23 protein-coding genes are annotated in these 26,977 nt (G+C 49.2%); 15 read left to right on the forward strand and 8 right to left on the reverse strand.

Features of this window, described 5'->3' with window-relative positions:
• Positions 1-19: 19 nt before the first annotated feature.
• Positions 20-1,054 (reverse strand): DHH family phosphoesterase, encoded by a 1,035-nt coding sequence (locus tag CLV60_RS05235; protein WP_106594306.1) that lies wholly within the window; start codon positions 1,052-1,054, stop codon positions 20-22.
• A 205-nt stretch (positions 1,055-1,259) separates the two neighbouring features.
• On the opposite strand from CLV60_RS05235, the gene CLV60_RS05240 reads away from it, so the two are divergent.
• Entirely contained in the window at positions 1,260-1,679 is a 420-nt protein-coding gene (locus CLV60_RS05240) for a nucleoside-diphosphate kinase (RefSeq protein WP_106594307.1), read from the forward strand.
• 75 nt (positions 1,680-1,754) lie between these two features.
• Here the strand turns inward: CLV60_RS05240 and CLV60_RS05245 are convergent, their stop codons facing one another.
• The gene (locus CLV60_RS05245) at positions 1,755-2,339 is read right to left on the reverse strand and encodes a fasciclin domain-containing protein (RefSeq protein ID WP_229210823.1); all 585 of its coding nucleotides are present in this window, start codon (positions 2,337-2,339) and stop codon (positions 1,755-1,757) included.
• Between the two features lie 29 nt (positions 2,340-2,368).
• On the opposite strand from CLV60_RS05245, the gene CLV60_RS05250 reads away from it, so the two are divergent.
• The 10 genes from CLV60_RS05250 (at position 2,369) to CLV60_RS05295 (ending at position 15,143) form a co-directional block, all read left to right on the forward strand.
• Positions 2,369-3,004, forward strand: a complete 636-nt coding sequence (locus CLV60_RS05250) for a 3-keto-disaccharide hydrolase (protein ID WP_106594309.1) — start codon at positions 2,369-2,371, stop codon at positions 3,002-3,004.
• 130 nt (positions 3,005-3,134) lie between these two features.
• Positions 3,135-5,294 (forward strand): TonB-dependent receptor, encoded by a 2,160-nt coding sequence (locus CLV60_RS05255; RefSeq protein ID WP_106594310.1) that lies wholly within the window; start codon positions 3,135-3,137, stop codon positions 5,292-5,294.
• Between the two features lie 37 nt (positions 5,295-5,331).
• Complete coding sequence (locus CLV60_RS05260) at positions 5,332-5,988, forward strand: hypothetical protein (protein ID WP_106594311.1); 657 nt, start codon at positions 5,332-5,334, stop codon at positions 5,986-5,988.
• Between the two features lie 25 nt (positions 5,989-6,013).
• The gene (locus tag CLV60_RS05265) at positions 6,014-7,462 is read left to right on the forward strand and encodes a histidine kinase (protein WP_106594312.1); all 1,449 of its coding nucleotides are present in this window, start codon (positions 6,014-6,016) and stop codon (positions 7,460-7,462) included.
• Positions 7,446-8,228 carry a LytR/AlgR family response regulator transcription factor gene (locus CLV60_RS05270; RefSeq protein WP_106594313.1) on the forward strand — a complete coding sequence of 261 codons (783 nt, stop codon included), beginning with the start codon at positions 7,446-7,448 and terminating at the stop codon, positions 8,226-8,228. The genes CLV60_RS05265 and CLV60_RS05270 overlap by 17 nt, the downstream gene beginning before the upstream one ends.
• Positions 8,229-8,545: 317 nt before the next feature.
• A complete protein-coding gene (gene uppS, locus CLV60_RS05275) occupies positions 8,546-9,298 on the forward strand; it encodes an undecaprenyl pyrophosphate synthase (protein WP_106594314.1) in 753 nt (250 codons plus the stop codon).
• Positions 9,299-9,304: 6 nt separating this feature from the next.
• Entirely contained in the window at positions 9,305-11,902 is a 2,598-nt protein-coding gene (bamA, locus tag CLV60_RS05280) for an outer membrane protein assembly factor BamA (protein ID WP_106594315.1), read from the forward strand.
• A gap of 54 nt (positions 11,903-11,956) precedes the next feature.
• Positions 11,957-12,610 carry an OmpH/Skp family outer membrane protein gene (locus tag CLV60_RS05285; protein WP_106594316.1) on the forward strand — a complete coding sequence of 218 codons (654 nt, stop codon included), beginning with the start codon at positions 11,957-11,959 and terminating at the stop codon, positions 12,608-12,610.
• Between the two features lie 11 nt (positions 12,611-12,621).
• Entirely contained in the window at positions 12,622-13,266 is a 645-nt protein-coding gene (locus CLV60_RS05290) for an OmpH/Skp family outer membrane protein (RefSeq protein WP_106594317.1), read from the forward strand.
• A gap of 278 nt (positions 13,267-13,544) precedes the next feature.
• Positions 13,545-15,143, forward strand: coding sequence for a hypothetical protein (locus tag CLV60_RS05295; RefSeq protein WP_106594318.1), 1,599 nt, complete (start codon positions 13,545-13,547; stop codon positions 15,141-15,143).
• Between the two features lie 30 nt (positions 15,144-15,173).
• Here CLV60_RS05295 and CLV60_RS05300 read toward each other — a convergent pair whose 3' ends face one another.
• Positions 15,174-15,899: a lipoprotein signal peptidase gene (locus CLV60_RS05300; RefSeq protein ID WP_106594319.1), complete on the reverse strand. Its 726-nt coding sequence runs from the start codon at positions 15,897-15,899 to the stop codon at positions 15,174-15,176.
• Positions 15,900-15,950: 51 nt separating this feature from the next.
• On the reverse strand, positions 15,951-17,153 hold the full coding sequence (locus CLV60_RS05305) for a proline dehydrogenase family protein (RefSeq protein ID WP_106594320.1): 1,203 nt from the start codon (positions 17,151-17,153) through the stop codon (positions 15,951-15,953).
• A 188-nt stretch (positions 17,154-17,341) separates the two neighbouring features.
• Here CLV60_RS05305 and CLV60_RS05310 point away from each other — a divergent pair, with 188 nt between their 5' ends.
• Complete coding sequence (locus CLV60_RS05310) at positions 17,342-18,436, forward strand: chorismate mutase (protein ID WP_106594498.1); 1,095 nt, start codon at positions 17,342-17,344, stop codon at positions 18,434-18,436.
• 74 nt (positions 18,437-18,510) lie between these two features.
• Here CLV60_RS05310 and CLV60_RS05315 read toward each other — a convergent pair whose 3' ends face one another.
• Complete coding sequence (locus tag CLV60_RS05315) at positions 18,511-19,152, reverse strand: GDSL-type esterase/lipase family protein (RefSeq protein WP_106594321.1); 642 nt, start codon at positions 19,150-19,152, stop codon at positions 18,511-18,513.
• An 8-nt stretch (positions 19,153-19,160) separates the two neighbouring features.
• A complete protein-coding gene (locus tag CLV60_RS05320) occupies positions 19,161-19,748 on the reverse strand; it encodes a thymidine kinase (RefSeq protein ID WP_106594322.1) in 588 nt (195 codons plus the stop codon).
• Positions 19,749-19,851: 103 nt separating this feature from the next.
• Between CLV60_RS05320 and CLV60_RS05325 the strand changes: the two genes are divergently transcribed.
• On the forward strand, positions 19,852-20,976 hold the full coding sequence (locus CLV60_RS05325) for a DUF8457 domain-containing protein (RefSeq protein WP_106594323.1): 1,125 nt from the start codon (positions 19,852-19,854) through the stop codon (positions 20,974-20,976).
• Between the two features lie 55 nt (positions 20,977-21,031).
• On the opposite strand, the gene CLV60_RS05330 is transcribed toward CLV60_RS05325, so the two are convergent.
• Together CLV60_RS05330 and CLV60_RS05335 are read right to left on the reverse strand one after the other, a co-directional pair.
• The gene (locus tag CLV60_RS05330) at positions 21,032-21,877 is read right to left on the reverse strand and encodes a hydroxymethylglutaryl-CoA lyase (protein WP_106594324.1); all 846 of its coding nucleotides are present in this window, start codon (positions 21,875-21,877) and stop codon (positions 21,032-21,034) included.
• A gap of 297 nt (positions 21,878-22,174) precedes the next feature.
• Positions 22,175-23,236 carry an NAD-dependent epimerase/dehydratase family protein gene (locus CLV60_RS05335; protein ID WP_106594325.1) on the reverse strand — a complete coding sequence of 354 codons (1,062 nt, stop codon included), beginning with the start codon at positions 23,234-23,236 and terminating at the stop codon, positions 22,175-22,177.
• Between the two features lie 229 nt (positions 23,237-23,465).
• On the opposite strand from CLV60_RS05335, the gene CLV60_RS05340 reads away from it, so the two are divergent.
• Positions 23,466-24,194: a hypothetical protein gene (locus CLV60_RS05340; protein ID WP_106594326.1), complete on the forward strand. Its 729-nt coding sequence runs from the start codon at positions 23,466-23,468 to the stop codon at positions 24,192-24,194.
• Complete coding sequence (locus CLV60_RS05345; protein ID WP_106594327.1) at positions 24,191-26,962, forward strand: TonB-dependent receptor; 2,772 nt, start codon at positions 24,191-24,193, stop codon at positions 26,960-26,962. The genes CLV60_RS05340 and CLV60_RS05345 overlap by 4 nt, the downstream gene beginning before the upstream one ends.
• Positions 26,963-26,977: the final 15 nt, after the last annotated feature.

Genomic DNA, 26,977 nt, shown 5'->3' on the forward strand with positions numbered 1-26,977 from the left:
GTGAATGTGGAATTTAAGTTTAGTCAACGCTTAAAAGTTCTTCCTGGTATGAAGGAAGTATGCTTAAAAATCTTGTAACTGTTTCATTTACTGATTGTTCGGATCTGCCTCCTGACGCATTCTTATGCCCGCCACCGCTGAAATGCGTGCTGGCAAGGTCGCGTACCGAGAACGAGCCCACCGAGCGGAACGAGATCTTAACCTCGCCTTTACGTTCGATAAACATCGCCGACATCACGACGTTTTCAACCTGTAAACCGTAGTTTACGATTCCCTCCGTTTCACCGGATGCGGAATTGAATTTTTGCAATTCCGCTTCGGTAAGAACCATATAGGCCGTGCGGTATTCGGGAAGCACCGTGAGTTTGTTGCAGAGCACATAACCCAGGAATTGCAGGCGTGAAAGCGGCGCATTGTCGTAGATCAGCCGGTGCACACGGCTCGAATCGAAACCGGTACGCATCAGATCGGCTACTGCGAGGTGCACAGCGGGCGTGACATTGCCGTGCCGGAACGAGCCGGTGTCGGTCATAATGCCCGCGTAGAGGCATTCGGCCATGGGAATGTCGAAAATCTGGTCGGCAGGCAATCCACCTTCCATTTCCTTCACCAGTTCATACACGAGCTGGGCCGTAGCGGCTGCTGTGGTATCCCAAACCATCCATTTCGCAAAATGCTCCGGTTCGAGGTGGTGGTCGATCATCATCTTCGGTGCCGCAGCGTCCTGCACTACTTTACCGAGGTCTTTCAATCGCGACAATGCCGAGAAATCGAGACAGCAAATCAGCGTTGCCTGCTCGATTTTCTTCTTGCATTTACCTTGGTCGGAAGCCTTCTCGTAGACAAGCACATGCTCCATGCCCGAAAGCCAGCGGAGGTTCGCGGCGTAGTCGGTGGGGCTGATCACCGTCACTTCGTGTCCTTTTTTGAGCAAATAACTGGCCCAGCCCAGAGATGAACCCAATGCATCCGCATCCGGGTCGCGGTGCGTTGTGATAACAATTTTTTGGGGTTGGGATAAAAAAGAGCGAAGCTCTTCAATGATTTGATTCACAGTGACTTAGTTCAAAAGAGGTATTTCCTGTTTGCTTAGAGCCCACAAAATTAACAAAACTGTTGGGATTTGCTTCATGAAACGCGGTAAAGGCTGGCAATCAGGCATTGATTTAATATTAGGAGGGCGTTTGAGGACGAAAGGTTCGGTATTTTAAAACGAAATATAGTAGCTTGCAGTCAGTATCAATAATAGCCAAGTACGTATGCCAACGAATAAGACATTTACCATGATCAAGCCTGACGCTGTGAAGGATGGTCATTCGGGTTCAATCATCAAGATGATCGAAGCAGCAGGATTCCGGATTGTGGCCCTGAAAAAAACGCAACTTACCTCCGAGCGTGCCGGTGAATTTTATGCCGTGCACAAGGAGCGTCCCTTCTACAATGATCTTTGCCAGTATATGTCGTCCGGAGCGATCATCCCGATGATCCTCGAAAAGGAGAATGCAGTGGCAGATTTTCGTACGCTCATTGGTGCTACCAACCCGGCAAATGCCGAGGATGGTACTATCCGCAAATTGTTTGCGATTTCGATGGAGAAGAACGCGATCCACGGATCGGATTCAGACGAAAATGCGGCTATCGAAGGGAATTTCTTCTTCTCGCATGTAGATCAGTTCTGAGAAGGTTAGCATATTAAAATAGAAAACCCCGAGGCGTGATGCTTCGGGGTTTTCTATTGGATATATCTGTATGCTTTACTTTGAGATCTTTACGTACACGCTATCGATCACCTGGATAATCGCATTTGCAGCAATTACGTCCGTTTTAGCAATTTTGGCGCCATTGACCGTGAATGCAGTGTCTTTTTTGGCGATGACAAGGCTACGTTTGCTATCGAGTGATTCATAAGTGCCGGTCTTGAGGTCGGCATATTTTACAACGCCTTTCAAAACGTGCGCATTGAGGAAATTCTCAATATCAGTGTTGGACATGCTCGTGATTGTCGAAGCGCTGGAAATCTTAGCCTTTGCGAAAGCCGCATTCGTTGGCAAAAAAATAGTCGCATTCTGTGTCCTGAGCGCGTCGCTCTTACCTATGTGTACGACAATTTCTTTCAGCATGCTGAACTCCGGATTTTCATAAATGATGTCCGTGACAGCTTTGTTTTTCACAACATCATCGGCATTCTCCTTACAAGCAATCAAAATCGTTGAAAATAGCCCTGCTGCCAAAAAAAATGTTGCCCAACGCCCCCCAAAACGGTTTTTTTTCATAGCTTTCCAAGTGGTTAATTTTCGTAAAACTAATGCAAAATGTAGTTTGATAGAATTTGTAACCATAAATTTTTAATCCTAATCCTATAACCACCATGTTAAAATTGAGACGATTGATCGTCGCCGGAGCAGCTGTTTTGATGCTCAATTCGGCGTTTTTTGCGCTGAAAGGGCCCTCCGCCGATCCGTTGAAAAAGCCTGTTAAGTTATTCAACGGAAAAGACCTCAAAGGCTGGACTGTCCATGGTACCGAAAAATGGTACGTGGATGGCGGGGAGCTCATCTGCGAAAGCGGGCCCGACAAGCAGTACGGCTACCTCACCACCGACAAGTTTTACAAGAACTTCGACCTGACCCTGAAATTCAAACAAGAGGCCAATGGTAATAGCGGGGTATTCTTCCGTTCGACGGTGACCGGTACCAAAGTTTCGGGCTGGCAGGTAGAAGTGGCGCCGCCAAACCACGACACCGGTGGTATTTACGAATCGTATGGCCGTAACTGGCTGGTGCAGATCCCGGAAGAGAAAGAAGGCTTCCTGAAAATGGGTGAATGGAATACGCTTCGCATCCGCGCACAAGGCGACCGCACGCAAACCTGGCTCAACGGCCGCGAAATGGTAGACCTTACCGACGCTAAAATCGGTGCGGGTGAAGGCTCGATCGCATTGCAGATCCACGACGGCGGCGGCATCAAAGTTCGTTGGAAGGACATTCTGCTGGAAGAGCTCTAAAACCGGCGGTTTTTCATTCCGTCACCGGGCAAATTCATCCGCCTGAAACCGGCACTTCGTCGGAAATTACTTACTAAACGGCTTCATGGCCAATAGATTTGTGTCAGCAGTTACACATAATCTATTAGCCATGAAGCTTTTTTATTGTCTGTTGCTATTCGTTTCGCCGGCCGTTTTTGCCCAAAAGAACATACAGGGCAAGGTGACCGATCACAAAGGAAATGCACTGCCCGGCGCGAATGTATTCCTGAAAGGTACCTACGACGGCGGTACCACCGACGCGAACGGCGTTTTCGCATTTCAGACCTCGGAGTCCGACACCGCAACGTTGGCAGCGAGTTATGTAGGATTTGAGGTTTTTGAAAAGAAGGTTAATCTGAAAGAAGGTATTCCGGCAATGACGATCAAGCTTGAAGAACTAGCCAACGAACTGAATACCGTGGTGATTACCGCAGGGGCATTCGAGGCGTCGGATGAAAAGCGGATGGCCATGCTGAAACCGCTGGATATTGTGACTACGGCGGGCGCGGCGGCGGATATTACCGGGGCAATGCAATTCCTCCCGGGTGCGCAGCGGGTAGGGGAGCAGGAGGGGCTATTTGTAAGAGGTGGCTCCGGGCAGGAAACCAAGATCGTCATTGACGGGATGATCGTTCAGAACCCGTTTTTCAGCTCGCTGCCCGATGTGCAGTCGCGGGGGCGGTTCAATCCATTTATGTTTAAAGGCACTTCATTCAGCACGGGCGGTTATTCGGCGCAGTACGGGCAGGCATTGTCGTCGGTATTGCTGCTGAATACGACCGATAAAATCAGTAATAATGGATTGGGGATCAGTCTCAACCTCGCAAACGCGGGTTTGAATTATGATTACTCCAACAAAAACCAGTCGGTGTCGGCGGTTGTGTATTATGGCAATTTGCGGCCGCTGTTCAAGCTGGTAAAGCAGAATGTGGAATGGATTCACGCGCCGGAATTCAAAGGCTCTTCGCTGACTTACCGCTGGAAACCGACAAAAAATGGCGTGCTGAAAGTCTACGGCATGTACTCCGACAGCCATTTGAGCATGAATAGCAAAGATCCATCGTCGGATACTGGCAAAATGCGGTTAGTTTTGAAAAACAACAATGCATTTACCACCAGCACCTACACCGATTCCTGGGCCGACGGTCGCTGGACTTTGAACTCGGGCCTTTCACACAGCCGCAACAAGGACAATATGACCTGGGACGGCGTCAACTTCGACCGCTTCGACGAGCGTACGCAGGCGCGCATCGTACTCACACGCCTGCTCACGGGGAACAATACCATCCTTTTCGGTGCCGAGGCACATGCAATCAATATCGGCAACGGCGTGGATGGTACATTATATAAGCTGAAAGACCGCTATGCCGCCGGGTTTGTGGAGTCGGAAATTTACATTACCCGGGCACTGGCAGGACGGGTCGGCGTGCGAAGCGAGTATTCGTCCGTGATCAGCCGTGCTAATGTTGCTCCCAGATTGTCGTTTGCTTACAAAACCGGACGTTACAGCCAGATTTCCCTCGCAGCAGGGCAGTTTTACCAAAACCCGGATTACAGGTATTTGTATTTAAATAAATCCCTCAAATACGAGCGGGCCGATCATTTGATCCTCAATTACCAGATCATTAAAAACCAGCGCACATTCCGCGTCGAGACATTCTATAAAAATTACGCGCAGCTCGTCCGCGAATTCACCGGCCAGCCCTACGACGCCGATCCCTACCGCTTTCCATGGGGCACAACCAACAACGGCGGCGACGGTTACGCCCGCGGTTTCGACTTTTTCTGGCGCGATCAGAAATCCATTAAAAACCTCGATTACTGGGTTACTTACAGTTTTGTGGATTCGAAACGACTTTTCCAGCAATATCAGCAATCGGCTACACCGACATTCATTTCAAACCATAATATCAGCCTGATTACCAAAAAGTGGTTTGAAAAAGCCAAAACCAACCTCAGTGCAACCTACGCATTCACGAGCGGCCGGCCTTACTATAACCCCAACAATGACGAATTCCTGAAAGACCGCACACCCGCCGTGCATAATGTGAGCATTCAGGCGAGCAAGCTGCAAAGCATTAAAGGTAACCTCGTGATATTTTACGCCACGGTCGATAATATCCTCAATACCCGCAATGTATTTACCTACCGCTATACACCCGACGGCAAAACACGCTACGCCGTGGGGCCGCAGAGTTATCGCAGCTTTTTTGTAGGCATGCAGATCATGCTTTCGAAAAAGGCCAAAGTGGAGAAAGACGATTTTTAAACCATTCCATATTCAGCATTTTAAAACAAACAAAACAATGAAAAAGCTATTGACAATCGCTCTGATGTTCGTGTTCGCAACCGGCATTGCATGGGCGCAGAACGAAAAGTATACCCAGGCCATGGGAGATGGTATCAAAGCATTATTGGCCATCGACCGCTCCAAGCCGGACCCGAAAAGCCTGGTCGATATCGCCAACCGCTTCGAACGCATTGCCGCGGCAGAGCCGAAAGAGTGGTTGCCGAAATACTATGCGGCCTATGCCAATGTGTTGCTGGGCTTTGTAGCGCCAACCCTGACGGAAAAAGATCAGTATCTGGATAAAGCAAATGCCTTATTGAAAGACGCGGAAGGGATTGCAGGAAAACCGAACGATGAAATTGAGATTTTGAAAGCATATCAATCCCAAATACATCTGGCCGCCGATCCGATGAACCGCTGGCAGGCGGATGGGGAGAAGTTTCAGGGCTTCCTGCAATCGGCGAAGTCGATCAATGCCGAGAACCCGCGGATTTATTACCTGGAAGGTTCGAGTCTGTTTTTTACACCCGAGGAATATGGCGGCGGGAAAAAGGTGGCGAAGCCGATGCTCGAAAAAGCACAACAGAAATTCAGCGCCTTTAAACCGGAAACTGCTATTCACCCGGATTGGGGCAAAATGGAAACCGAATGGATGCTTTCTCAGACAAACTGATATTAACGTTTAGGGTTTAAGTAGCATGGACGACAACAAGACGAAGCCGTTGCGCATGACAGCCTCATCGCTGGACGGAAGGGATTTCAGTAACATGGATCTGGAAAATGCAGATTTCAGCTTTTCGAGTTTGAAGGATATTAACTTCGACGGGGCTAATCTGCGCAATGCAAAACTTCGTTTCTCGGCCCTCGACCGGACGACTTTCCGAAACGCCGATCTGCGCAATGCGGATCTGAGTTTCAGCAGTTTGTCGGACGTGGATTTGAGCGGGGCAAAGGTAGAGGGGGCTAATTTCAGTTTTACTTCACAGGAAAGATCATTCAACTGGCAGGATTTCAGCCTGATCGCCATTATCCAGAACCAGGGTTGGGTAGGTACGCTCGTGGCGGCTATTCTCGGCGCGGTGATATTGTATGGGTTTAATGCGATCGCATATTTCACTGCCGAGTTGTCATTCACCGAAGAGCCTATCCGGCTGGCTTTCTATAAATACCTGGTGATTCTCAACATCGCTACGGGCGTATGCACGATCCTCGTCACACAGGGGCTTACTACCTGGCTGGACATGATCATCAAAAGCCTGCTGGCCAAGCATATTATCCTGTCGATCATCATCTTTTTGTTCGACAGCATGCTGGCAGTAGCAGTGCATTACTTTTTTGCTGCTGACATCGTGAACCAATACGTCGCGCGTTACCCGTCCGAGCCTTCGCAGAATGCGCCCTGGTACTGGTACGCGTGGGCGCCCGTGGCGATCGCGAACGTGTTTTACTTCCTGAGCCGTGAGGGCAGGCAGATTTCACGGAAGATTTCGGATCAGGAATATCAATTGCTGAATCTTGAAAAACTGAAAACCCGGGCTGAGCTGGACGCATTGCAGGCCCGCATTAACCCGCATTTTTTATATAACTCCCTCAACAGCATTGCCAGCCTCGTGCACGAGAATCCTGACAAAGCCGAGGAAATGACGCTGCTGCTTTCCAAACTGTTCCGCTACACCACGGGCAGGAAGACGAGCGATTACTTTGATACCATCGAAAACGAGCTGGAAATGGTGGAAACCTACCTGCAAGTAGAGAAGGTGCGGTTCGGCGACCGGTTGAGGTTTACGGTGGAAGTAGAGGAGGAATCCCTCAAAAATCTGCAAGTACCTAAATTCATTTTGCAGCCGATCGTCGAGAATGCGATTAAGCACGGCGTCTCGCGTATGGCCGACCTGGGAAATATCGTCGTGAAGATCTATGAAAAAGACCAGTGGCTGCATTTGTGTGTGCATGACAATGGTCCGGCATTTTCCGACACGCTTGGCGCCGGGTATGGCATGCGCAGCATTCAGGATAAACTGAAACTGCTTTACGGTGACAATGCCCGTTTGGAATTGCTCAACCAACCGCACAAATCGGTTAATATTGCCATCCAGAAATCTGCTATTGAAAACCATCAACAATCCAATCATGCTTTTTCCGCTTAAAACGATCCTGATCGACGACGAACAGCTTGCATTGAGCCGCCTCAGAAGGCTGCTCGAAAAGCATCCCGACACTTTCGACATCGTGTCGGAAGCGAAAAACGGCGCCGAAGGATTGGTTGAAATAGACAAACATCATCCCGACGTTATTTTCCTGGACATCGAAATGCCGCTGCTGAATGGCTTCGAAATGCTTTCCAAACTCACCAAAATGCCTTTGGTGGTGTTTTCGACGGCTTACGACCAATATGCGATCCGCGCATTTGAAGAAAACTCTGTGGATTACCTGCTGAAACCGGTGGAAAACGACCGGTTGATGAAGACTATCGAAAAGATTAAGAATATTACCCAGGCCGGGAACGGCCATTCGGGGAATTTCAATCCCTATTCCGAAAACCTGCTCAGGCTTTTGGAAGAAATGAAGCCGAAGAAGGAAATATTTTCATTGTCGGTGAAATCCGGCGATCGCATTCTGCTGATCCCGATGACGGAGATCACCCATTTCGAGGCGGAAGAGAAATACGTTTTCCTTAATACGCTCGACGGGCAGAAATACCTGCTCAACTACACGCTGACTTCGCTCGAAGAAAAGCTCCCCAAGCATTACCTGCGCGTGAGCCGCGCGGGGATTGTCAACTCCCACCATATCAAAGAAATCCAGAAACACTTCAACGGCAAGTACGTGATCGTGATGCGCGATCGCAAGGCTTCGCAAGTCACCAGCGGGAGTACGTACGGTGACGCGATCCGCCATCTTCTTGATAATTAATCGAATTACACCCTGATTGTACCGGAATATTCATTTTGTAGACCTGATTCTTATTCCTAAATTGCGCCCTCGTTTAAATTTCCATTGCTATTTTGGAAGTTAATGCATTGTCCATCAGGGTTTTCTGATAGGCTGGCGATGGGCGCTGGAAGGAATTGTGCAGTTTTTCGGCACACATTGACAGGTTGCTGCGTATTGGTTTACTGGCAAAGTGATTCCTGAAATAACCCGGAGCGGCTGAAAATCATTCCCGATGGCCAGCTCTTCGTTCGTATTGTTTTTGTTTTGTTAAAAAAGGTTAAAAGGAGTCAGGAGTAATGAAGGAGCTCATTGATACGGGCAATCTGCCAAAACACATAGCCGTTATCATGGACGGTAACGGAAGATGGGCCCAAAACCAGGGAGCAGCGCGTGTGTTTGGTCACCGTAATGCGATCAAGGCGGTGAGGGAAGTGACGGAAGGATGTGCGGAGCTCGGGGTTTCTTGTCTGACGTTGTATGCTTTTTCAACCGAAAACTGGGCTCGCCCGGAGTTTGAAGTAAGAGCGCTGATGGAACTGCTCGTGCAATCGATCGGCAACGAGCTGCCCACGATGATGAAAAACAATGTGAAGCTCGATACGATCGGAGATACGGCAAGCCTTCCTAAGAGTTGCCAAAACCAGTTGGGAAAAGCCATCGAGGCGACACGCAACAATACGGGCCTGAATCTCATCTTGGCATTGGGTTACAGTGGCAAGTGGGACATTACCCAGGCAGCACGCAAAATCGCCGAGGATGTTCGTAACGGCGTTTTGCTACCCGAAGAAATCAATGAAGAAGTAGTAGCAGGTAATTTGTCGACGGGCAGCCGCCCCGAGGTGGACCTGATGCTGCGGACAGGCGGTGACCACAGGATCAGCAACTTCCTGCTTTGGCAACTGGCATATTCTGAACTGTATTTTTATGAGGATCTTTTCTGGCCCGACTTCCGCCGGGAGCATTTGTACGAGGCGATACTTTCGTATCAGAACCGTGAAAGGCGCTTCGGCAAAACGGGAGAACAAATTAAAGCGAATGGTGCTAAGTAGAATTATATGAACCCAGTGAAAAATTTGAATAAATCATTAGCACACCTCAAAGGCCTTTCCGCATTACTCCTTTTGTGCTGCTGCATTTCTGTACAGGCACAGCGTGTAGGCCTCGGCGGCGCTAAACCAACGGCGGCCCCGACGAACCTCGGCATTGATCCGGCCAATCCCAAAGAATACACCATCGCAGAAGTGACCGTTTCGGGTACCCAGTTCCTCGACCCGAATTCGATGATCTCCATTTCCGGTTTGAAGCCGGGCGATAAAATCCGCATTCCAGGGCCTGCAGTGACTTCATCCATCAAAAAAATGATGGATTTCGGTACGCTGGATGATGTGGAAATCATGGCGACCAAGATCGAAGGCGAGAAGGTTTGGTTGAATATCCACATTAAAGAGCGTCCGAGACTTTACAAAGTGTCTTTCTCGGGTATTCGGAAAGGCGAGCGCGAGACGCTGAATGACAAGGTGAAGCTGATTAAAGGCCGTGTGATCACGCCGACGATCATTAAAAACACCCAGCTGGTTATCAAGAAGTATTATATGGATAAGGGTTTTTACTATACCAAAGTAAAAGTCCTCCAAATCCCCGATTCAACCCGCGGTCAGGCTACTTTGAACTTCGCGATCACGAAGGGGAAGAAGGTTAAGATCCAGAAAATCAATATTGAAGGTAATACGGCTATCAGCGATCAGACGCTGAAACGTAAAATGAAAGGCACCAAGCAGCGCCGTATCGGCCGCCTTTTCAACCCATCGAAATACATTCCTAAAAAATACGACGAGGATAAGGAAAAGCTGATCTCGTACTACCGTAAAAACGGTTACCGCGATGCGACCATCCAGTTCGATACGATTATCAACGGTGATCAGACCATCAGCATCGATATGAAGATCGATGAGGGGCAGAAGTATTATTACCGGAATATCTCCTGGTCGGGTAACTACCTGTATACCTCGGCGTACCTGAGCGAGCGCCTGGGCGTGAAGAAAGGGGATGTGTACAATCCTGAGGAACTGGATAAGAAGATCAATGGTATTCCAGGATCTGACGTCAGCTCGATTTACATGGACGACGGTTACCTCTACTTCCACATCGAACCTACCGAAAGAGCCGTCGAAGGCGACTCGATCGACGTGGAACTTCGCATGTTTGAAGGTAAGCAAGCGACCATCAACCGCATTCTCCTGAACGGTAACACCAAAACCAGCGACCGCGTGGTATTGCGCGAGCTATTTACGCTGCCAGGTCAGAAATTCAGTAAAACGGAGATCATCAACACCCAGCGCCAGTTGTCGCAAATGGGTTATTTTGACCCCGAGAAAATTCAGATCAACCCGATCCCGAACCAGGCCGATGGTACGGTGGATATCGAGTACACCGTGGAAGAAAAGCCATCTGACCAGATCGAGCTTTCCGGTGGTTGGGGAGGTTACATCGGTTTCGTAGGAACATTGGGTTTGGTTTTCAATAACTTCTCCATTAAAAACATTCCGAACCGTGAAACATGGCGTCCATTGCCTTCCGGTGACGGACAAAAGCTTTCATTGCGCTTCCAGGCGAATGGTAAGCAATACCAGACCTACTCGCTGTCGTTCAGCGAACCATGGTTGGGCGGTAAGAAGCCGATCAACTTCGGGGTTTCATTCCAGCGTACAGTTTACCGTATGACCGACCTTAGCTCATATTATGGCTACAACACGAGTGGTGGTGGCGGAAGAGTAAGCTACCGCGGAGGGTACTATAATAATGGTATTACCTTGTCTCTCGGTCGCCGTCTGAAAGAGCCGGACCGCAACCTTGTAATGACACACTCGCTGTCATACCAGCGCTACCGTCTCGACAGCCTTGACATTTTCCGGATCGGTTACAGCAAGGGTGTTTCAAACAACATTTCATTTAATACCACCATTTCGCGGAATACTTTGAGTGATTTCCAATTCCCGAGAAGTGGTAGCAATATCTCTTTGAGCGCGACTTTCACACCGCCTTACTCGGTGTTCAGGAAGAAAGCATTCTCTGACAAAACCGATACTTACCGCTGGGTTGAATACCACAAATGGATGTTCGATGCGAGCTATTATGCGACTATCGTAGGTAAGCTCGTCATGAGCACCCGCGCGCACATGGGTTTCCTGGGCGCGTACGGAAACAAGGTTGGTTACAGCCCGTTCGGCCGCTTCATTCTGGGTGGTTCGGGTCTGGCCGGTCAGGGTACATTCTCGCTCGCGGATCAGGATATTATCGGTCTTCGCGGTTACCAGGATCAGAAAGTTGGGCCATTGGCTGCTAACGGTTATCCTGCGTCAGGTGGAGGTATTGTTTATAACAAATATGTAATGGAACTTCGCTACCCTGTTTCGCTTAACCCGCAGGCGACGATTTTCGTACTCGGTTTTGCAGAAGGCGGTAACAACTGGGGTAGTTACAGCGAGTTCAATCCTTTCGACTTGAAACGTTCAGCTGGTATTGGTGCGCGGATTTTCATGCCGGCATTCGGTTTGCTCGGTATCGACTGGGGTTATGGATTCGACAAAATCCAGGGACAGACCACCCGGAGCGGGCCACAGTTCCACTTTACAATCGGGCAGCAGATCAGATAATAATCTGACGGGGGGATTCGTTAAGAGGTTTGCAAATTATATTAGCAGCTTGGCATGAAGAAGATTTTTATTTTACTAGTTTTGTCAATTCTATGCAGTTCAGCACTATATGCCCAGAAGATCGGGTATACGGACATGGAATTCATAACCAGTAAAATGCCCGAATACCAGGCTGCGCAGACAGAGATGAAGAAATTCTCTGATAAGTGGGCGAAGGAAATCCAGGATAAGTTTGCCGAAATTGATCGCATGCAGCGTGCGTATATGGCGGAAGAAATTTTGCTGACGGACGAGTTGAAACGGAAGAGGCAGAGTGAAATAAAGGAAAAGGAGCTCGAAGCAGGAGAGTACAATAGCAAGATATTCGGTGTGGAAGGCCTGATGTTCCAGAAGAAAAAGGAACTGATGAAGCCCGTACTTGAAAAGGTACAACGCGCCGTGACCAAAGTTTGCAGCCAGCGCAGGCTCGATTTTATGTTTGATAAATCCAGCGATATTGGCATGCTCTACACCAATCCGAAACATGACTATTCGGATTACGTGATGGAGGAGTTGGGGATTGATCCGAAGGCTAACAAAGCAGGAAATAATGATAAGACCGGTAGTAATGACAAAACTGCCAAACCGGAAGAACCGGCTCAACAGCAGCCAGCCGCACCTTCGAAGAACTCACCAAAGCAAAAAAGTACAAACAGTAAACTTAAATAAGTAACAAAGCAATGAAACAAAAATTGATGGCAATTCTGGTCGTGATGACCATAATCACCACCCCTCTCTTAGCCCAGACTACCCCGGCAGGCGGGCCTACTAAAATAGGTTACACGAATGTCGACTATATAATCAGCAAATTGCCGGAAGCGAAAGTGATGCAGAACCAGCTGGAAGTAACCAAAGCGCAGTTGGACAAAGCGATCGGCGAGACTTACAAAGAGGCTCAGGAGAAATACGAAGCATATCAGAAAAATGGCGCGAACATGACCGACGTTATCCGCGCTGATAAGGAGAAAGAGTTGCAAAACCTTTCTACCCGCATTGAAGAAATGCGCAACAACGCGCAAACTTCCCTGCAAACAAAACAGCAGCAGTTGCTCGAACCGATCCTGACGAAAGTAAACAACGCGATCCAGGAAGTAGGTAAAGAAGCTGGTTTCCTTTACATCCTGAACATGGATGCCGGCGCCGGTACAACGCCTATCATCCTTTTCGCAGCGTCGGAAGAAAACAATGCGACTAACCTGATTCTTCGCAAACTGGGTGTTGATCCAGACAAAGTAGAAGCAGCGACGCCAGCAGCAACAACCCCTGCGGCTAAGCCAGCTACAACGCCTGCTACCACTCCGGCAACAGCCCCAAAGAAAAAATAATAAGGTAGATATTGAACTTTAAAAACCGGAGCGCAGTCTTAAAAAGGATTGCGCTCCGGTTTTTGTTTTGGGTATTTGAGCGTACCGGACTTGCTTTAATTATAATCCTCCTCGAAAGGCCTTATTTGAAAAGTACAAACAGATTTCTCGCGTGGACCCGTGCTTTCGCGCGTTTCAATTTTACAACTAATCACAGGGCATTCTATACAGGATTTACTAGTTTTGCGTTAAATTTTAAGTGCTCTCTCACCCATGGAATTAATTATATTTTTGATGTCATGCTAACAAGAAAAATTCATAAAATACTGATCCTTTTGATACCCGTTTTTGTAGTACTGAGGGCGCAGGGGCAGGATAATATGAAGAACACCTCGACGGGCCCGTTACAGCTCGTGTTCCCGACGGAAGCGGAGTGGAACGTACTTTATGAGGGAAAAGAGATCAATTTTCATTTGCAGGTCAAAGGGGGGAAGAGTGATTCGGTGCGGTATTCGGTGGCTAGCGGCCTGGTGAAGGATATGAAATTTGATTCTACCGGGCATTTCGTATGGACACCCGGGTTTGATATCGCCGACCGCATTAATACCACTAAATCGTTTCCGGTTGTGTTCGAAGCATTGAATACCGCCGGCGAAAGCGTCTCGCGTGAGATCGTTTTCAAAGTAAACCACGTGAACCGCCCCCCGCAGGTCGACGAGCTGCAACCGTTTTATGTGCAATACAAAACGCAGAATGTTTACAAGATAGACATGGGAGCCGTTCGGGACCCTGACGGCGATCCGATCGTGTTCGTACCCATTTTGGAAGAAATGCCGGAGGCGATGAAATTGTCGGCTGCGGGCGAGATAACCTGGGAGCCATCGAGCGTCCAATTCGGCATTTTGAAAAAGGGACCGCGGTATATGGAGTTTTGGGTAGAGGACCAGCCGTCGAAAGCACGTACCAAAGGTCGTCTGAAACTGGATGTGACCCAAATGGACCTGGCGCCCGACTTCACCATCATTCCGCAGCAGTCGGTGATCCGCAGTGCGGAGAACAACCGCATCAACCTGCGATTTACGCTGTCGGACCCGAATGGAGAGGAAGATATCACAACATTCAATTTTATCTCCGAAAACAAGAAGGTTCCGCAAAGCGCATTGGTGAAAAATACCGCCACCAGCTATGAGTTCATCTGGGAGCCTGGTTATGACTTCGTAAAGGATCCATTCGATACACTGGCATTCAATATCATATTCTACGTGCTGGATAAGGCTCAGAACAAGAAGGAGCGTACAGTGAAGTTTGTGATTAAGAACACCATCGACGAAAGCCTGCGCGACACGTATGTGTACAACCTGTATAGGGGCGCGCTCGTGAATGCATGGGGACTTATCGAACAGATGACGGAGAAGGAGCAAGAGCTCAAAAAGGCTTATACCCGCGCCAAGAAGGGTAAGCGAAGCAGGTCGTTGCTGAATGCTTCACTGGGGGCCACGACAGGTCTTGCGCCGGTGATCGCCACGGACAATCAAAAAACCCGCGGTTACATCACTACGATCGGCGGTACCACGGTTGCGACGGTGGGAACGCTGGAGGCAACGGAAGTAATCGGGAAATCAGTGAACGGCTTGCTCGACAGGTTCAACTATGTAATGCAGAAGAAAAACGAATTGCAGAATAAGGGCGACGTCTTTGCACGGGAATGGGGCCAGAAATCGGCCCGCCGCCAGCCTGACTTCATTAGGAAGCTCGACGAATTTAAAGCGCTGATGAACCTAAGCGGGCTTGTAGCTCTGGAACTCGACGCCAACTGGGAGAACAAGAAAGAGGCGACAGACGTAGCGATTAAGAAGACATTCAAGGATTTTGTTCCCTACACCAAGGACGAGAACTGATTTGAAAAGTATACCCACAAAAAAAGAGAGCTAGATGCTCTCTTTTTTATTTTCATCTTCTTCCTCTGTGGAAGTAGGTGTCGGAATATCATTTCGGGGATCTGCTTCGGATGCTCCTTCCTCCTTTTCTCCTTCCTCCCTTTCCTCCTTCTCTTCCTCTTCTGGCTCCGGCCCATGCGAATGGAAACTTCCCTGGAATATCAGAATGCTGCAAACGCCTAGGAAAATGCAGGAATCGGCGATGTTGAAGATCGGTGTCGAGTAGTACTGCCCGCCCCATACCGGAACCCAATCGGGAATGAAACCTTCCCAAAAGTCGACGAAGATCATATCGATCACTTGTCCGTGGAACCACGGGGTAGGAGATCCGTAAGGCGCATTGCCCAGGAGCACGCCATAGAAAGTGCTGTCGATCACGTTACCGACCGCTCCGGCGAGGATCATCGCCAATGCCCAAAGCAGCCCCTTTGAGGCGCCCGCGCGCGCGAGGTGGATCATATAGCCACCAATGGCGACCATTGCCACGAGACGGAACAATGTCAGGAATAATTTACCATATTCATGCCCGAGCTGCATGCCGAAGGCCATGCCGGGGTTCAGTACATAATGCAGTTTCAACCAGTCCCCGATCAGCGCGATCTGTCCTGAAAAGCCGGGTTGCATGTATTGATGAACCAGCAGTTTGGAAGCCTGATCAATCCCGATAAGGAGTACGCTGAAGAGTAGGTAAGGGGCTGGATTTCTGGATTGGTTCATTCGGTTTTTAATACAATTGACAAATTTTGGAATGCGAAAGTAATAACTTACTTATAAAGAACCGATTCCTCTTCTCTTCAATTCACTTTTAACTAGCAAAAACTCGCGGCTGCTCTGGCCTGCAATGGACGTGTTTTCCTCGGCGCGACGGATCAGATACGGCAATACCGCATCGATAGGGCCGTAAGGGACATATTTGGCCACATTATAGCCTGCCTTGGCCAGATTGAAGGAGATATTATCACTCATGCCAAGCAACTGGGCAAACCAGATACGATCGTCGTTGCGCTCAATGCCCAGCTTCTGCATTTTGAGGGCGCAATACTGCGAGCTGTATTCATTATGCGTTCCAAGGCAGATTGAGATATGTTCGAGGCGGTCGAGGCAGAAATCGATGGCCAGATTGTAATCCGTATCGGTAGCTTCCTTCGAAGTGTGAATAGGGTTGAAATACTCCTGCTCACGCGCACGCAACCTTTCCTTTTCCATGTAAGCGCCGCGCACGAGCTTGCCGCCAATGTAATAGCCCTTTTGACGTGCAACGAGAAAGGCCGTTTTCAGCGCTTCGAGGGTTTCGTGGCGGTAAAGCTGGTAAGTATTATAAACGATTGGCCGCTCGCGGTTGAATAGCTGCATCATTTCATAAGCCAGGTCGTCGATTACGCCCTGGATCCAGCTTTCTTCGGCGTCGATGAAAATCCGTACGTTATGTTCGTGTGCGTGTGCACACAGGCGTTGCACGCGCTGGCGTGCCCGCTCGAAGGCTGCTTTTTCTTCTTCCGAGAGCGAATCTTTCTTTTGCACCTTTTCGAGCAGGTCCGATGAGGCAACTCCGGTGACTTTAAATACCGAAAAAGGAATGGTATCGGAGCCCGTCGCTTTGTCGATGGTTTTGAGGATTTCGGCCGCAGTAGTGTCGAAACTGGCTTCTTCATCTTCTCCTTCAACGGAATAATCCAGTATCGTTCCTATGCCCGACTGGCGCAGGGAGGCGATGGTTGCATCGCAGTCGTTAATCGTCTCACCGCCACAGAATTGTTCAAAAATCGTGACCCGAATGAGATTTTTTATAGGTAAGTTAAGTTTTAGCGCGAGCTTTATAAAAAAAGTGCCTAAATTTACGACTCGAGCCTGATTCATAAGGCTGAATAACCAGTATGTCTTCCTTAGTTTAGCGTCTGATTTGGATGCAAAGGCAACGGAAGTATCTTCAAAAAATACAGGTATTTGGTCGTTTGGTGACGGATATGCCATTTTTGATGTACGTTTTTCCTGAGTAACTGTTTAACAATTCATTATCTAACCACAGGAAGAAAGTAATACGCATTAAGAAGTTGATTGACTTTTATGGGGTCAAATGTACGGGCATTCGAAGAAATACGCATAATGCCGGATCAAAATATTACAATTATCAATTTTTTATTAAGGACAAGTTTTTGAGTATGAATGCTTCTTTAGATATCCTACCGCTTAGCAGTTGGATCAATACCGAAGGAAAGCCTTTGGTAATCGCCGGGCCTTGCAGCGCAGAGACCGAGGAACAAATGTTAGAAACCGCAACCCAGATCAAAGAGGAAGGATTTGCGCACGTGATCCGTGCAGGGGTGTGGAAACCGAGAACTCGTCCAGGCAGCTTTGAAGGCATGGGAGAGGCAGCTTTGCCATGGTTGCAAGTGGTGAAACAGCAAACAGGCCTGCCTGTGGCTGTGGAAGTTGCTACGCCTCAGCATATCGAACTGGCATTGAAATACGGCGTTGATATCCTTTGGGTTGGTGCACGTACAACCGTGAACCCGTTCAACGTACAGGAACTTGCTGATGCCCTGAAAGGAATTGATGTACCTGTATTGGTTAAAAACCCTGTAAACCCTGACCTGCAATTGTGGGTTGGAGCCCTGGAACGTCTGAACCAGGCTGGCGTGAAAAAACTCGGTGCAATCCACCGCGGTTTCTCGAACGCACAGGAGCATAAGTTCCGTAACTCCCCGATGTGGAATATCGCGATCGAATTGAAAACGATTTTCCCTCAGCTGCCGGTAATCGGTGACCCTAGCCACATGGCTGGAAAGCGTGCTTACCTGTACGAAATCGCTCAGCGCGCGCTTGACTTGCACTACGACGGTCTGATCATCGAATCGCACCGCGATCCGGACAAAGCATGGTCTGACGCTGCACAACAGCTGACACCAGCTGCATTAGGACAAATGCTGCACGACCTGCACGTTCGTAAAGAATCATATGGCAGCGACTACGCGTCACAACTGGAAATTATCCGTGGCAAAATCGATAACCTCGACCGCGAATTGCTCGAAACTTTGGCAAACCGTATGGCTTTGGTTGAGAAACTGGCGGAATACAAACGTGATAACAACGTTGCCGCTTACCAGGTGGATCGTTTCCGCGAAGTGTTGGAAACCCGCGCTGGTTGGGGCCGCAGCCTGAATCTGTATCCAAACCTGGTGGACGAATTGTTCAAACTCGTTCACATGGAGTCTATCCGCAAGCAAACCGAGGTGATGAACCAAGTGAATGCCTAAGACCAGGATTGATCATAAATATGGAAAGCCGCTCAGCAATGGGCGGCTTTTCTGTTTTAAGCTAAATGCGTTTTTTAAATACCCTTCTCCTTTAAAACCCGGCTGATTTCCCCCGCCCATATTTCATACGCTTTGGTATTCAAATGGATTTTATCAGCGGCATACTCAGCGCGGAGACCGGTGGAATCGGAAATGAAGCGATTGAGGTCGATGTAAGTGATATTGTTTTGGGTGCAAAAGGAAACCAGAAAGGCATTCAGTGCTTCGACTTCCTTTTTGCTCGGCGGGTCATGCTGCTTGTAAACCGTGAGTGTTACCACGGGTGTAATGCCGTTTTGCATGAGCATTTCGAGCATTGTTTGGAAGTTGGCCTGGATTTGTTCCTGCCTGACACCGAGTGTAATATCATTAATACCTCCTTTAATGAAGCAAACTTTGGGATGCAGGTTAATGACGTGCGTCTCGATCAGATTCAGGAAATGGAAGGTAGCCTGCCCGGGCAATGCATTGTTCATGACATCGGTCCTGCCCAACAGCTCCACCCATTTCCCTTGCGCAGTAATAGAGTTACCATACATAACGATCGCCGGATTTCCTTTAATGCGCACAAAGCGTTGTGCGATTTTGTCGCGATAGACGTAAGCGAATGTAAGAAAGGCGGCGATCAGGACGGCATTGAGCGCCAGCGAGAGGATCAGCAGCTTCCGGTTCTTCATAGACACTATCAGGCTTTATCGCCCAGATTGAAGCATCTGCGGCAACGAGCTTCGTACAAATCCGTTTCGCCGAGAAGCACACGCTCGTCGGAGGGGGAAAGCCGGTAGGAATGCGATGCCACTTCCCCGCAAACCATGCATACAGCATGCACTTTGGTGACATATTCCGCAATAGCCATGAGCTGGGGCATGCAGCCGAAGGGTTTGCCTTTGTAATCCATATCGAGGCCTGCGATGATCACGCGCTTGCCGTTATTGGCCAGCTGGTCGCATACATCCACAATTCCTTCGTCGAAAAACTGGGCTTCGTCGATACCCACCACCTCGCAATTTTGCGCCAGGTCTGATATTTGCTGGGCCGATTGTACGGGTATCGAGGGGATCGAATTGTCATTATGGGAAACAATGTTCTCTTCGTGGTATCGTTTATCAAGCGCAGGTTTGAAAATCTGAATCTTTTGCCGGGCAAGTTTGGCGCGGTTGAGCAAGCGAATCAGTTCTTCGGTTTTGCCCGAAAACATCGATCCGCAAATCACTTCGATCCAACCGGTGCGGGGATTTTGAAATTCTCTTCTGTGGGATGGTTCTACAAACATATTTTGGTGCCCGACCGACCATTTGAAAGGTCGATTTTTATTTTATATTTACAAATCAAACATATTTTTCCCAACACTACGTTACCAAAATTGCTTATTCGTTATGCCGGATAATCTGAATTCAATCGCACTCAACCAGTACTCCGCACGGTTCACAACAACAGTTTTGAACGAAGTGTACAGGTCGCAGGACGTCATTACCGGTGCCGGATTATTAAAACTGACACCCGTAAGACAGGTCAACCTGGGTATTCTCAACCGCCTGTTCGAAGAATGGAAAAACAACGCCGAAGCCTTCCGCAGCCCTTATTTTGATTTTTCCAATGAAGAAGTAAAAAGTGCACTGGAAGAATTCATGAACACGGCTTCGCAGCACATCGCCGTGAAACGCGCCGACCTCGAACCGCTATTGTCCGATTCGGTGAAGGAATCGCTGAAACTCCTCCTGACACCCGCAAATTACTTTGAAGACAAAATCAGGGCTGTCGCCGACGCTGAGTTTACCCACCCGAAGGCCGAGCAGCTCGTTAAATATACGCACATCCACCGCGGCGTCGCCGAAGCATTGCTCGGCCGCCTGACCGATAGTGGATCCGATTCGGTGTACCAGACGCAGGCTGTGAGCTGGTTGTACGAGTTCAAGGATAATGCCGATCTGATCGACAATACCGAGGAGCACCTGATCCAATTCGCAGAGATCTTCCCGATCAATATCAGCGAGCTGCAAATTCAGGAAGCCGGTAAACCTGCCGCTGCCTCGCAGGCGCAGCCCCACAAGCACGAATCGTTTTTCGATTCGGCTTTCAGCCAGTTGGAGCCTAGTACTGCCCGCCCGGTAGCACCGCGTGCAGAACCAGCTTCTGCGGTGATCGGCGAGATCGTAGCGAAGGCCAATACCGTGCAAAGCCCGGAAAGGGACTCTTTGAATAACCGTTTCAAAGTTGAGATCCCCAAGCCTACGGAAGATAAATCGTACGGTACTGTACCTTTGAAAGTAGAGAACATCGCAGGCAGCATTCCGCTGGGTCAGCGTTTTATGTTTGTAAACCAGCTTTTCGATCGCAACAGTGAGCATTTCGACAAAGCCATTTACGAGCTCGACCGCGTGAAGAGCTTCGAGGAAGCCGAAAACCTGATCTGGCATCGCTACGCTTCCAAATATGCATGGGATGTGAACGGGGAGGCCGTTACCGCGTTACTCGCGATCGTGAAAAGGAAATTTGCTTAAAAACATTTAAATATCGAATCCAATGCGCCGGGAGGAAACTTCCGGCGCATTTTGTTTATCCGACGATCTGCTGGAACATCGAGCGTGCTTTTGCCAGCTCATTGGAGTCGAGGCAAAGGAGTTCTTTTTGCTCTTTGGCAAAATCCACCAGCCGTTCGGTAGGCATGTTGCCCACAAGGTCATCCTGGGCCATCGGGCAGCCGCCATAACCGAGCAATGCACCATCAAAACGACGACAGCCGGCATCGTAGGCTGCCTGTACTTTCGTGCGCCAGTCGTCCGGGCGCGTGTGGAAATGCGCGCCGAATTCCAGTTCGGGATAATAGGGGATCAATGCCGTGAAAAGCCAGCCGATATCATTCACCTGTGCAACGCCGACAGTATCCGCGAGAGAAAAGGTATTGGCGCCCAGTTTTGAAAGTTTTTCCACCCATTCCATCACAATCTCAGGTGCCCAGGCATCACCATAAGGATTCCCGAAACCCATTGAAATGTAGATCACCAGTTCCTTTTTGTGTTTCACGCACAAATCAGCAATGCGTTTCACCCGGTCAAACGACTCTGCAATGGTCGCCTGCGTGTTCCGCATCTGAAATGTTTCCGAAATGGAGAACGGGTAACCCAGGTAACCAATCTGCTCGAATGCACACGCATCGGTTGCGCCGCGTTCGTTGGCGACGATGGCTAGCAAGCTGGTATTGCTGCCTGAAAGATCGAGCCGATCGGCAATCCAGGCCGTGTCCTGCATTTGAGGGATAGCTTTGGATGACACAAAGCTGCCGAAATCGATCGTATCAAAACCGACCCGGATGAGCTGGTTCAGATATTCCAGCTTGATCTCCGAGGGGATGAAGGGATGAAAGCCTTGCCAGGCATCGCGGGGGCATTCGATGAACTTCATTTTCTAATGAGTGAATGAGTGAATGACTGAATGTGACCGGGGCGGACCTAAAAAACAAAGACTGCAATCAGGTAGTTCTTGGAAGCTACATGATTGCAGTCAGTATTGCATTATTATTTCTGTTGTTGCATCCCTGACGGGATTTGGCGTCGTCGTTGAGGCTAGGTGGCTACCAATATCACATCGCTACGCGATTTGATATGCCGCTAGGCATATAACATTGGTAGCGAAGTAGTCTGAGAACTTGGTTCCCAAATGCCGTCAGGCATGTAACAACAATGCATCGCAACTAGCTTGTCATTTCAAAATAGGCGCCAGATCGGCCTCATTTTCGCCCAGCCAGGCGGTGATCTCCTCAACAATCTGACGAATACCAATCTTAGGTTCCCAGCCCGTCAACGCAGTGACTTTGGTGTTATCGGTCACATAAAGACGAATATCTGCTGTCCGGTTTTCGGGAACGACTTTAATTGGAATCGTTTTGCCGGTCACTTCCTGGCAGATTTTCGTCAGTTCCTGCAATGAAGCGCTGCTTTGCAAGCCGCCGCCGGCATTGAGGATTTCGCCATTCACTTTATCCAGGTTGTGCAGCTGCCAGTCGATCAGGTTGTACAGGTCGGCCACGTGCAGCATATCGCGGATTTGCTTACCCGTGCCGCCGTAACCGAAGTAACCGAGCTGCTGTTCGAAATAATGCTTCGCGATCCAGAGCACCATCACACCCTGGTCTACCTTGCCCATTTGCCATGGACCAGTGATTACGCCGCAGCGGTTGATTACCGTTTTCAGATTATAAAACTCATTGTATTCCTGAATGATCAGCTCGGAAGCCAATTTGGTCGTTCCGTATAAAGAGCGTGCCCCGTTCAGCGGGAAATCCTCGCCGATACCTTTGGAAGAAACGCCCGGTACAGGTTGCTCGTCGGACAATGCGAAACGGGTTTCCTCTTCCACGAAATTCAATGTCTCGATCGTCTTGATCGGATACACACGGCTGGTCGAAAGGAAAATGAACCCGGCTTTGTGTTTCAATGCATAGTTGAGGCAGTTGACAGTTCCGACGAGGTTGGTATTGATGAGGTAATCCGGCGTGCCGTCCAATCCGGCCAGTACCGACGGCTCTGCAGAAGCTTCGATTACGGTGTCGACCGCCGGAATAGCGTCGAAATCCTCTTTGTTGCGGATGTCGCCGTGAACGAATTCTACGCCCGCCTTTTTGAGGCGGGAAATATTCAGTTCAGACCCTCTTCTTTTGAGGTTATCGAGCGCGTAAACCTGATATTCAGGGTAATTTGTTTTCAAGGCTATGGCCAGCGAAGAGCCAACAAAACCGGCCCCACCGGTGATCAGAATTTTCATAGAAGGTAAGTGGAATGTGTGGTACTTATAAAAGGTCAAAGTTAGGGGATTAAGGGGATGCATTAGATAAATAGCATTTGATTCTTTTGTGATTAGATTTAATTAATCGAATAAAATATTTAATTTACATTTGAAGTATGTAACTTATGTTCACTTCATAAAGTGCAAGCCCCGGCACTGCAACATATCGATAGCCTTTGAACGTACTGCTTTAAAATCAACTGCGTAGATGCGTATTTTTACCACTGCATTATTTCTGTGTGCCCTGTTTTCGGGGAAAACCTATGCCCAGGGGACGCTTGCCGAAGCTTCTTCTGCCCGGGAAGTTGCGGCCTACCCCGTATCCCTTTACAAGAATGCTACATCCATTTCCCAGAATCTTTATAACGGGCGCCAGTACTATGTGTACGACGCAAGGATGGAAGAACATCAGTTTTACCAGCAGCGCCGCTGGCTCAATGGGATGGTGCTTTACGACGGCCAGCAGTTCGATAGTATCCCGATGCTCTACGATATTTTCCACGATGAGCTGGTGATCCGGCATTTCAATGGCGACCATGTGCTGTTGCAGACCGTGAAGGTGGATTCATTTATCGTCGATAATCACCACTTTGCGCGGCTCGAAGCCGGGAAGGACATTAACCCGCAAATGCGAACCGGTTTTTACGACATCGTTTACGGTGGCAAGTCGCGCACGCTCGTACGCAGGACCAAGTCGCGGCAGGAGAAAATCGTCGATAAAAGAGTGATCGCCTACTATCCCGAAAAGAACTTTTATTATGTGTTCAAAGACGGCCGTTACCATTCGGTCCATACGAAGAAATCGACGCTCGAACTGTTCCCGGACCACAAGCGGGAGTTACGCAGGGTACTGCGGGAGAATAAAATCAAATTCCGTAAGAACCGTGAAATGGCCATTGTGAAGATGGTAGAAACCTACGATAACCTAGCCAGATGAAAATATTTTTACCTCTAACCCTTATCTTCTGCTGCATTTTTACCACTCATTTTTCCTACGGCCAGAATGTGCCGGAGAAAAAGATCACGATGAAACTGGATTCGGCGCGGTTCGATCAGTTTGTGAAACAGGTGGAGGCGCAGACAGGCTATTACTTCTACTACGACGCAACCCGCTTCGATAGCCTCACCCTCGATTTGAATGTGAGCAATCTCTCGCTCCGGGAGGCCCTCGACCAGGTTTTCAAAGGCTCCGAATTCGAATATGCCATCGACGGGCAAAAGCGCATTTACATTACCCACGGACAGAAGATCATTACCCAGCTCACCCCCGGACTGTTTAACCCGGAACGCGCCGGCGAAAGCGATTCCATTGCTTATGCAGGCCCTGAGAGCGATATCAAGGAAAAACTGCTGTCGACAGCCGAAAGTAAGGTCCACGAAATTGGGATTCGAAAGCACAGGATCACGCCTGGTAATTCGACAATCACCGGGTATGTCAGGAATGCGGTGACGGGCGAGCCGGTGATCGGTGCGGCGGTGTTTATCACCTCGCCTTCGATTGGTGTCACTACGGACGCGCTCGGACAATACGCGCTCACTATCCCGCGCGGGAAGCAGATTGTGCGGATCAAAAGCACGGGTATGCGCGAGACACAGCGGCAGGTAGTGCTGTACTCCGATGGTAAACTCGATATTGAAATGCGTGAGAGTGTGATCGCGTTGAAAGAGGTGTCGGTGAAGGCCGGTATGGACAAGAATGTAGTGGGTACACAAATGGGTACCGTGAAATTGACCATCAAGAACCTGAAACAAGTTCCTACGGTATTCGGTGAAACGGATTTGTTGCGGACGGTACTTACATTGCCGGGGATCAAGTCGGTAGGGGAGAACAGCACCGGTCTGAACGTTCGCGGGGGCTCGGTGGACCAGAACCTGATCCAATACGACGACGCGGTGATTTACAATCCATCCCACCTTTTCGGGTTTTTCTCGGCATTTAATCCGGATGTTTTGAAGGAGGTGGAGCTATACAAAAGCACAATTCCTTCCCGATTTGGGGGAAGGCTGGCATCGGTGCTCGATATTGCCAGCCGCGATGGCAACAAGAAGAAATTCGTGGCGTCGGGTGGGATCGGACTCGTTACCGGACGGGTTACGCTGGAAGGGCCGTTGGTGAAAGACAAAGCGTCGTTCATTCTCGGCGGTCGCTCTACGTATTCCAACTGGGTGATCAGGGCATTGGACAATGAAACCTATAACAGGAGTTCGGCCAATTTCTATGACGTGAACCTGCATTTCAATTATGAAATCAATGAAAAGAACAGCGTTTCGTTGACCGGTTACACCAGCAATGACAAGTTCCGGCTCTACGGCGATACATTGTACTCCTACCGGAATCAGCTGGGCTCCATTAAATGGAAGCACACTTTCAATTCGCGTCTATACGGTGTGCTCACGGCTTCGCACAGCAAGTACCAGTACGCGATGGAAGCGGAAGGCCTTCCACTCAACTCTTTCGACCTGAAATTCGATATTAACCAATCCAACTTCAAGGCGGATTTCAGCTATGCGCTCAATCCGAAGCATACACTTGAATTCGGAGGGAGCACCATTTACTACAAACTGCACCCGGGGTCATTCAAACCGCGCGGCACCGAATCGCTCATTGTGCCCGACGAGCTGGAAGCCGAGCAGGCTACGGAAAGTGCACTGTATCTGGAAGACAAATGGGAGGTCAGTCCCAGATTATCGATTTCCGGTGGTCTGCGGTGGTCGTTCTTCCAGTACCTGGGCCCCAAGTCGGTCAACACCTATTTGCCCGGTTTCCCGATCGACTACATTTATCAGGAAGGTGTGCAGGAATACAAATCGGGCAAGAAAATCAAGTCGTATGGCGGCCCCGAGTACCGGGCTTCGGTGCGGTACAGCATCCTGGATAACCTGTCGCTTAAAGCCAGCTACAATACGCTGCGGCAGTATATCCATTTGCTGACAAACACCATGACGGTTTCCCCGACCGACATCTGGAAACTGAGCGATCCGTATATCAAACCGCAGATCGGCGATCAGCTTTCGATTGGGTTGTACCGGAATTTCAGAGGTAACAAAATCGAGGTTTCACTGGAAGGTTATTATAAGAACATCCGCAACTTCCTCGATTACAAAGGCGGCGATTCGCTTTTCATGAACCACAACATCGAAGCGGCGGTGATCAATACCAAAGCGAAAGCATATGGTGTTGAATTCATGATCAAGAAAATGACCGGGAAGCTGAATGGCTGGGTCGGCTACACGTATGCGCGGACGCTCCTGCGTGCGGTAGACCGTGACTCGCCCGATGCACCAAACAACGGTAATTTCTACCCGAGCAACTACGATAAGCCGCACGATTTTACCCTGATCTCGAACTACCGCTTCTCGCACCGTTTCAGCTTGTCGTTCAACTTTACTTACAGCACCGGCCGGCCGTACACGCCGCCGATCGGCAAGTATATTATTGAAGGTTCGCAACGGGTATATTATGCCGACCGCAACCAGTTCCGCATTCCTGACTATTACAGGATGGATTTAGCCATGAATATCGAGGGTAATCACCGGATCAAAAAGCTGGCGCACAGCTCCTGGACGCTCGCGGTGTACAACGTACTGGGCAGGAAAAACCCGACCTCGGTTTATTTCCAAACTGTCGCCGGAAGGGTGAATGGCTACCAGCTGTCGATTTTCGGACAGCCGATCCCGACTGTTACCTACAATTTCAGATTCTAAAACGGGCAGCAGGCT

This window comes from Dyadobacter jiangsuensis (assembly GCF_003014695.1).
GTDB lineage: Bacteria > Bacteroidota > Bacteroidia > Cytophagales > Spirosomataceae > Dyadobacter > Dyadobacter jiangsuensis.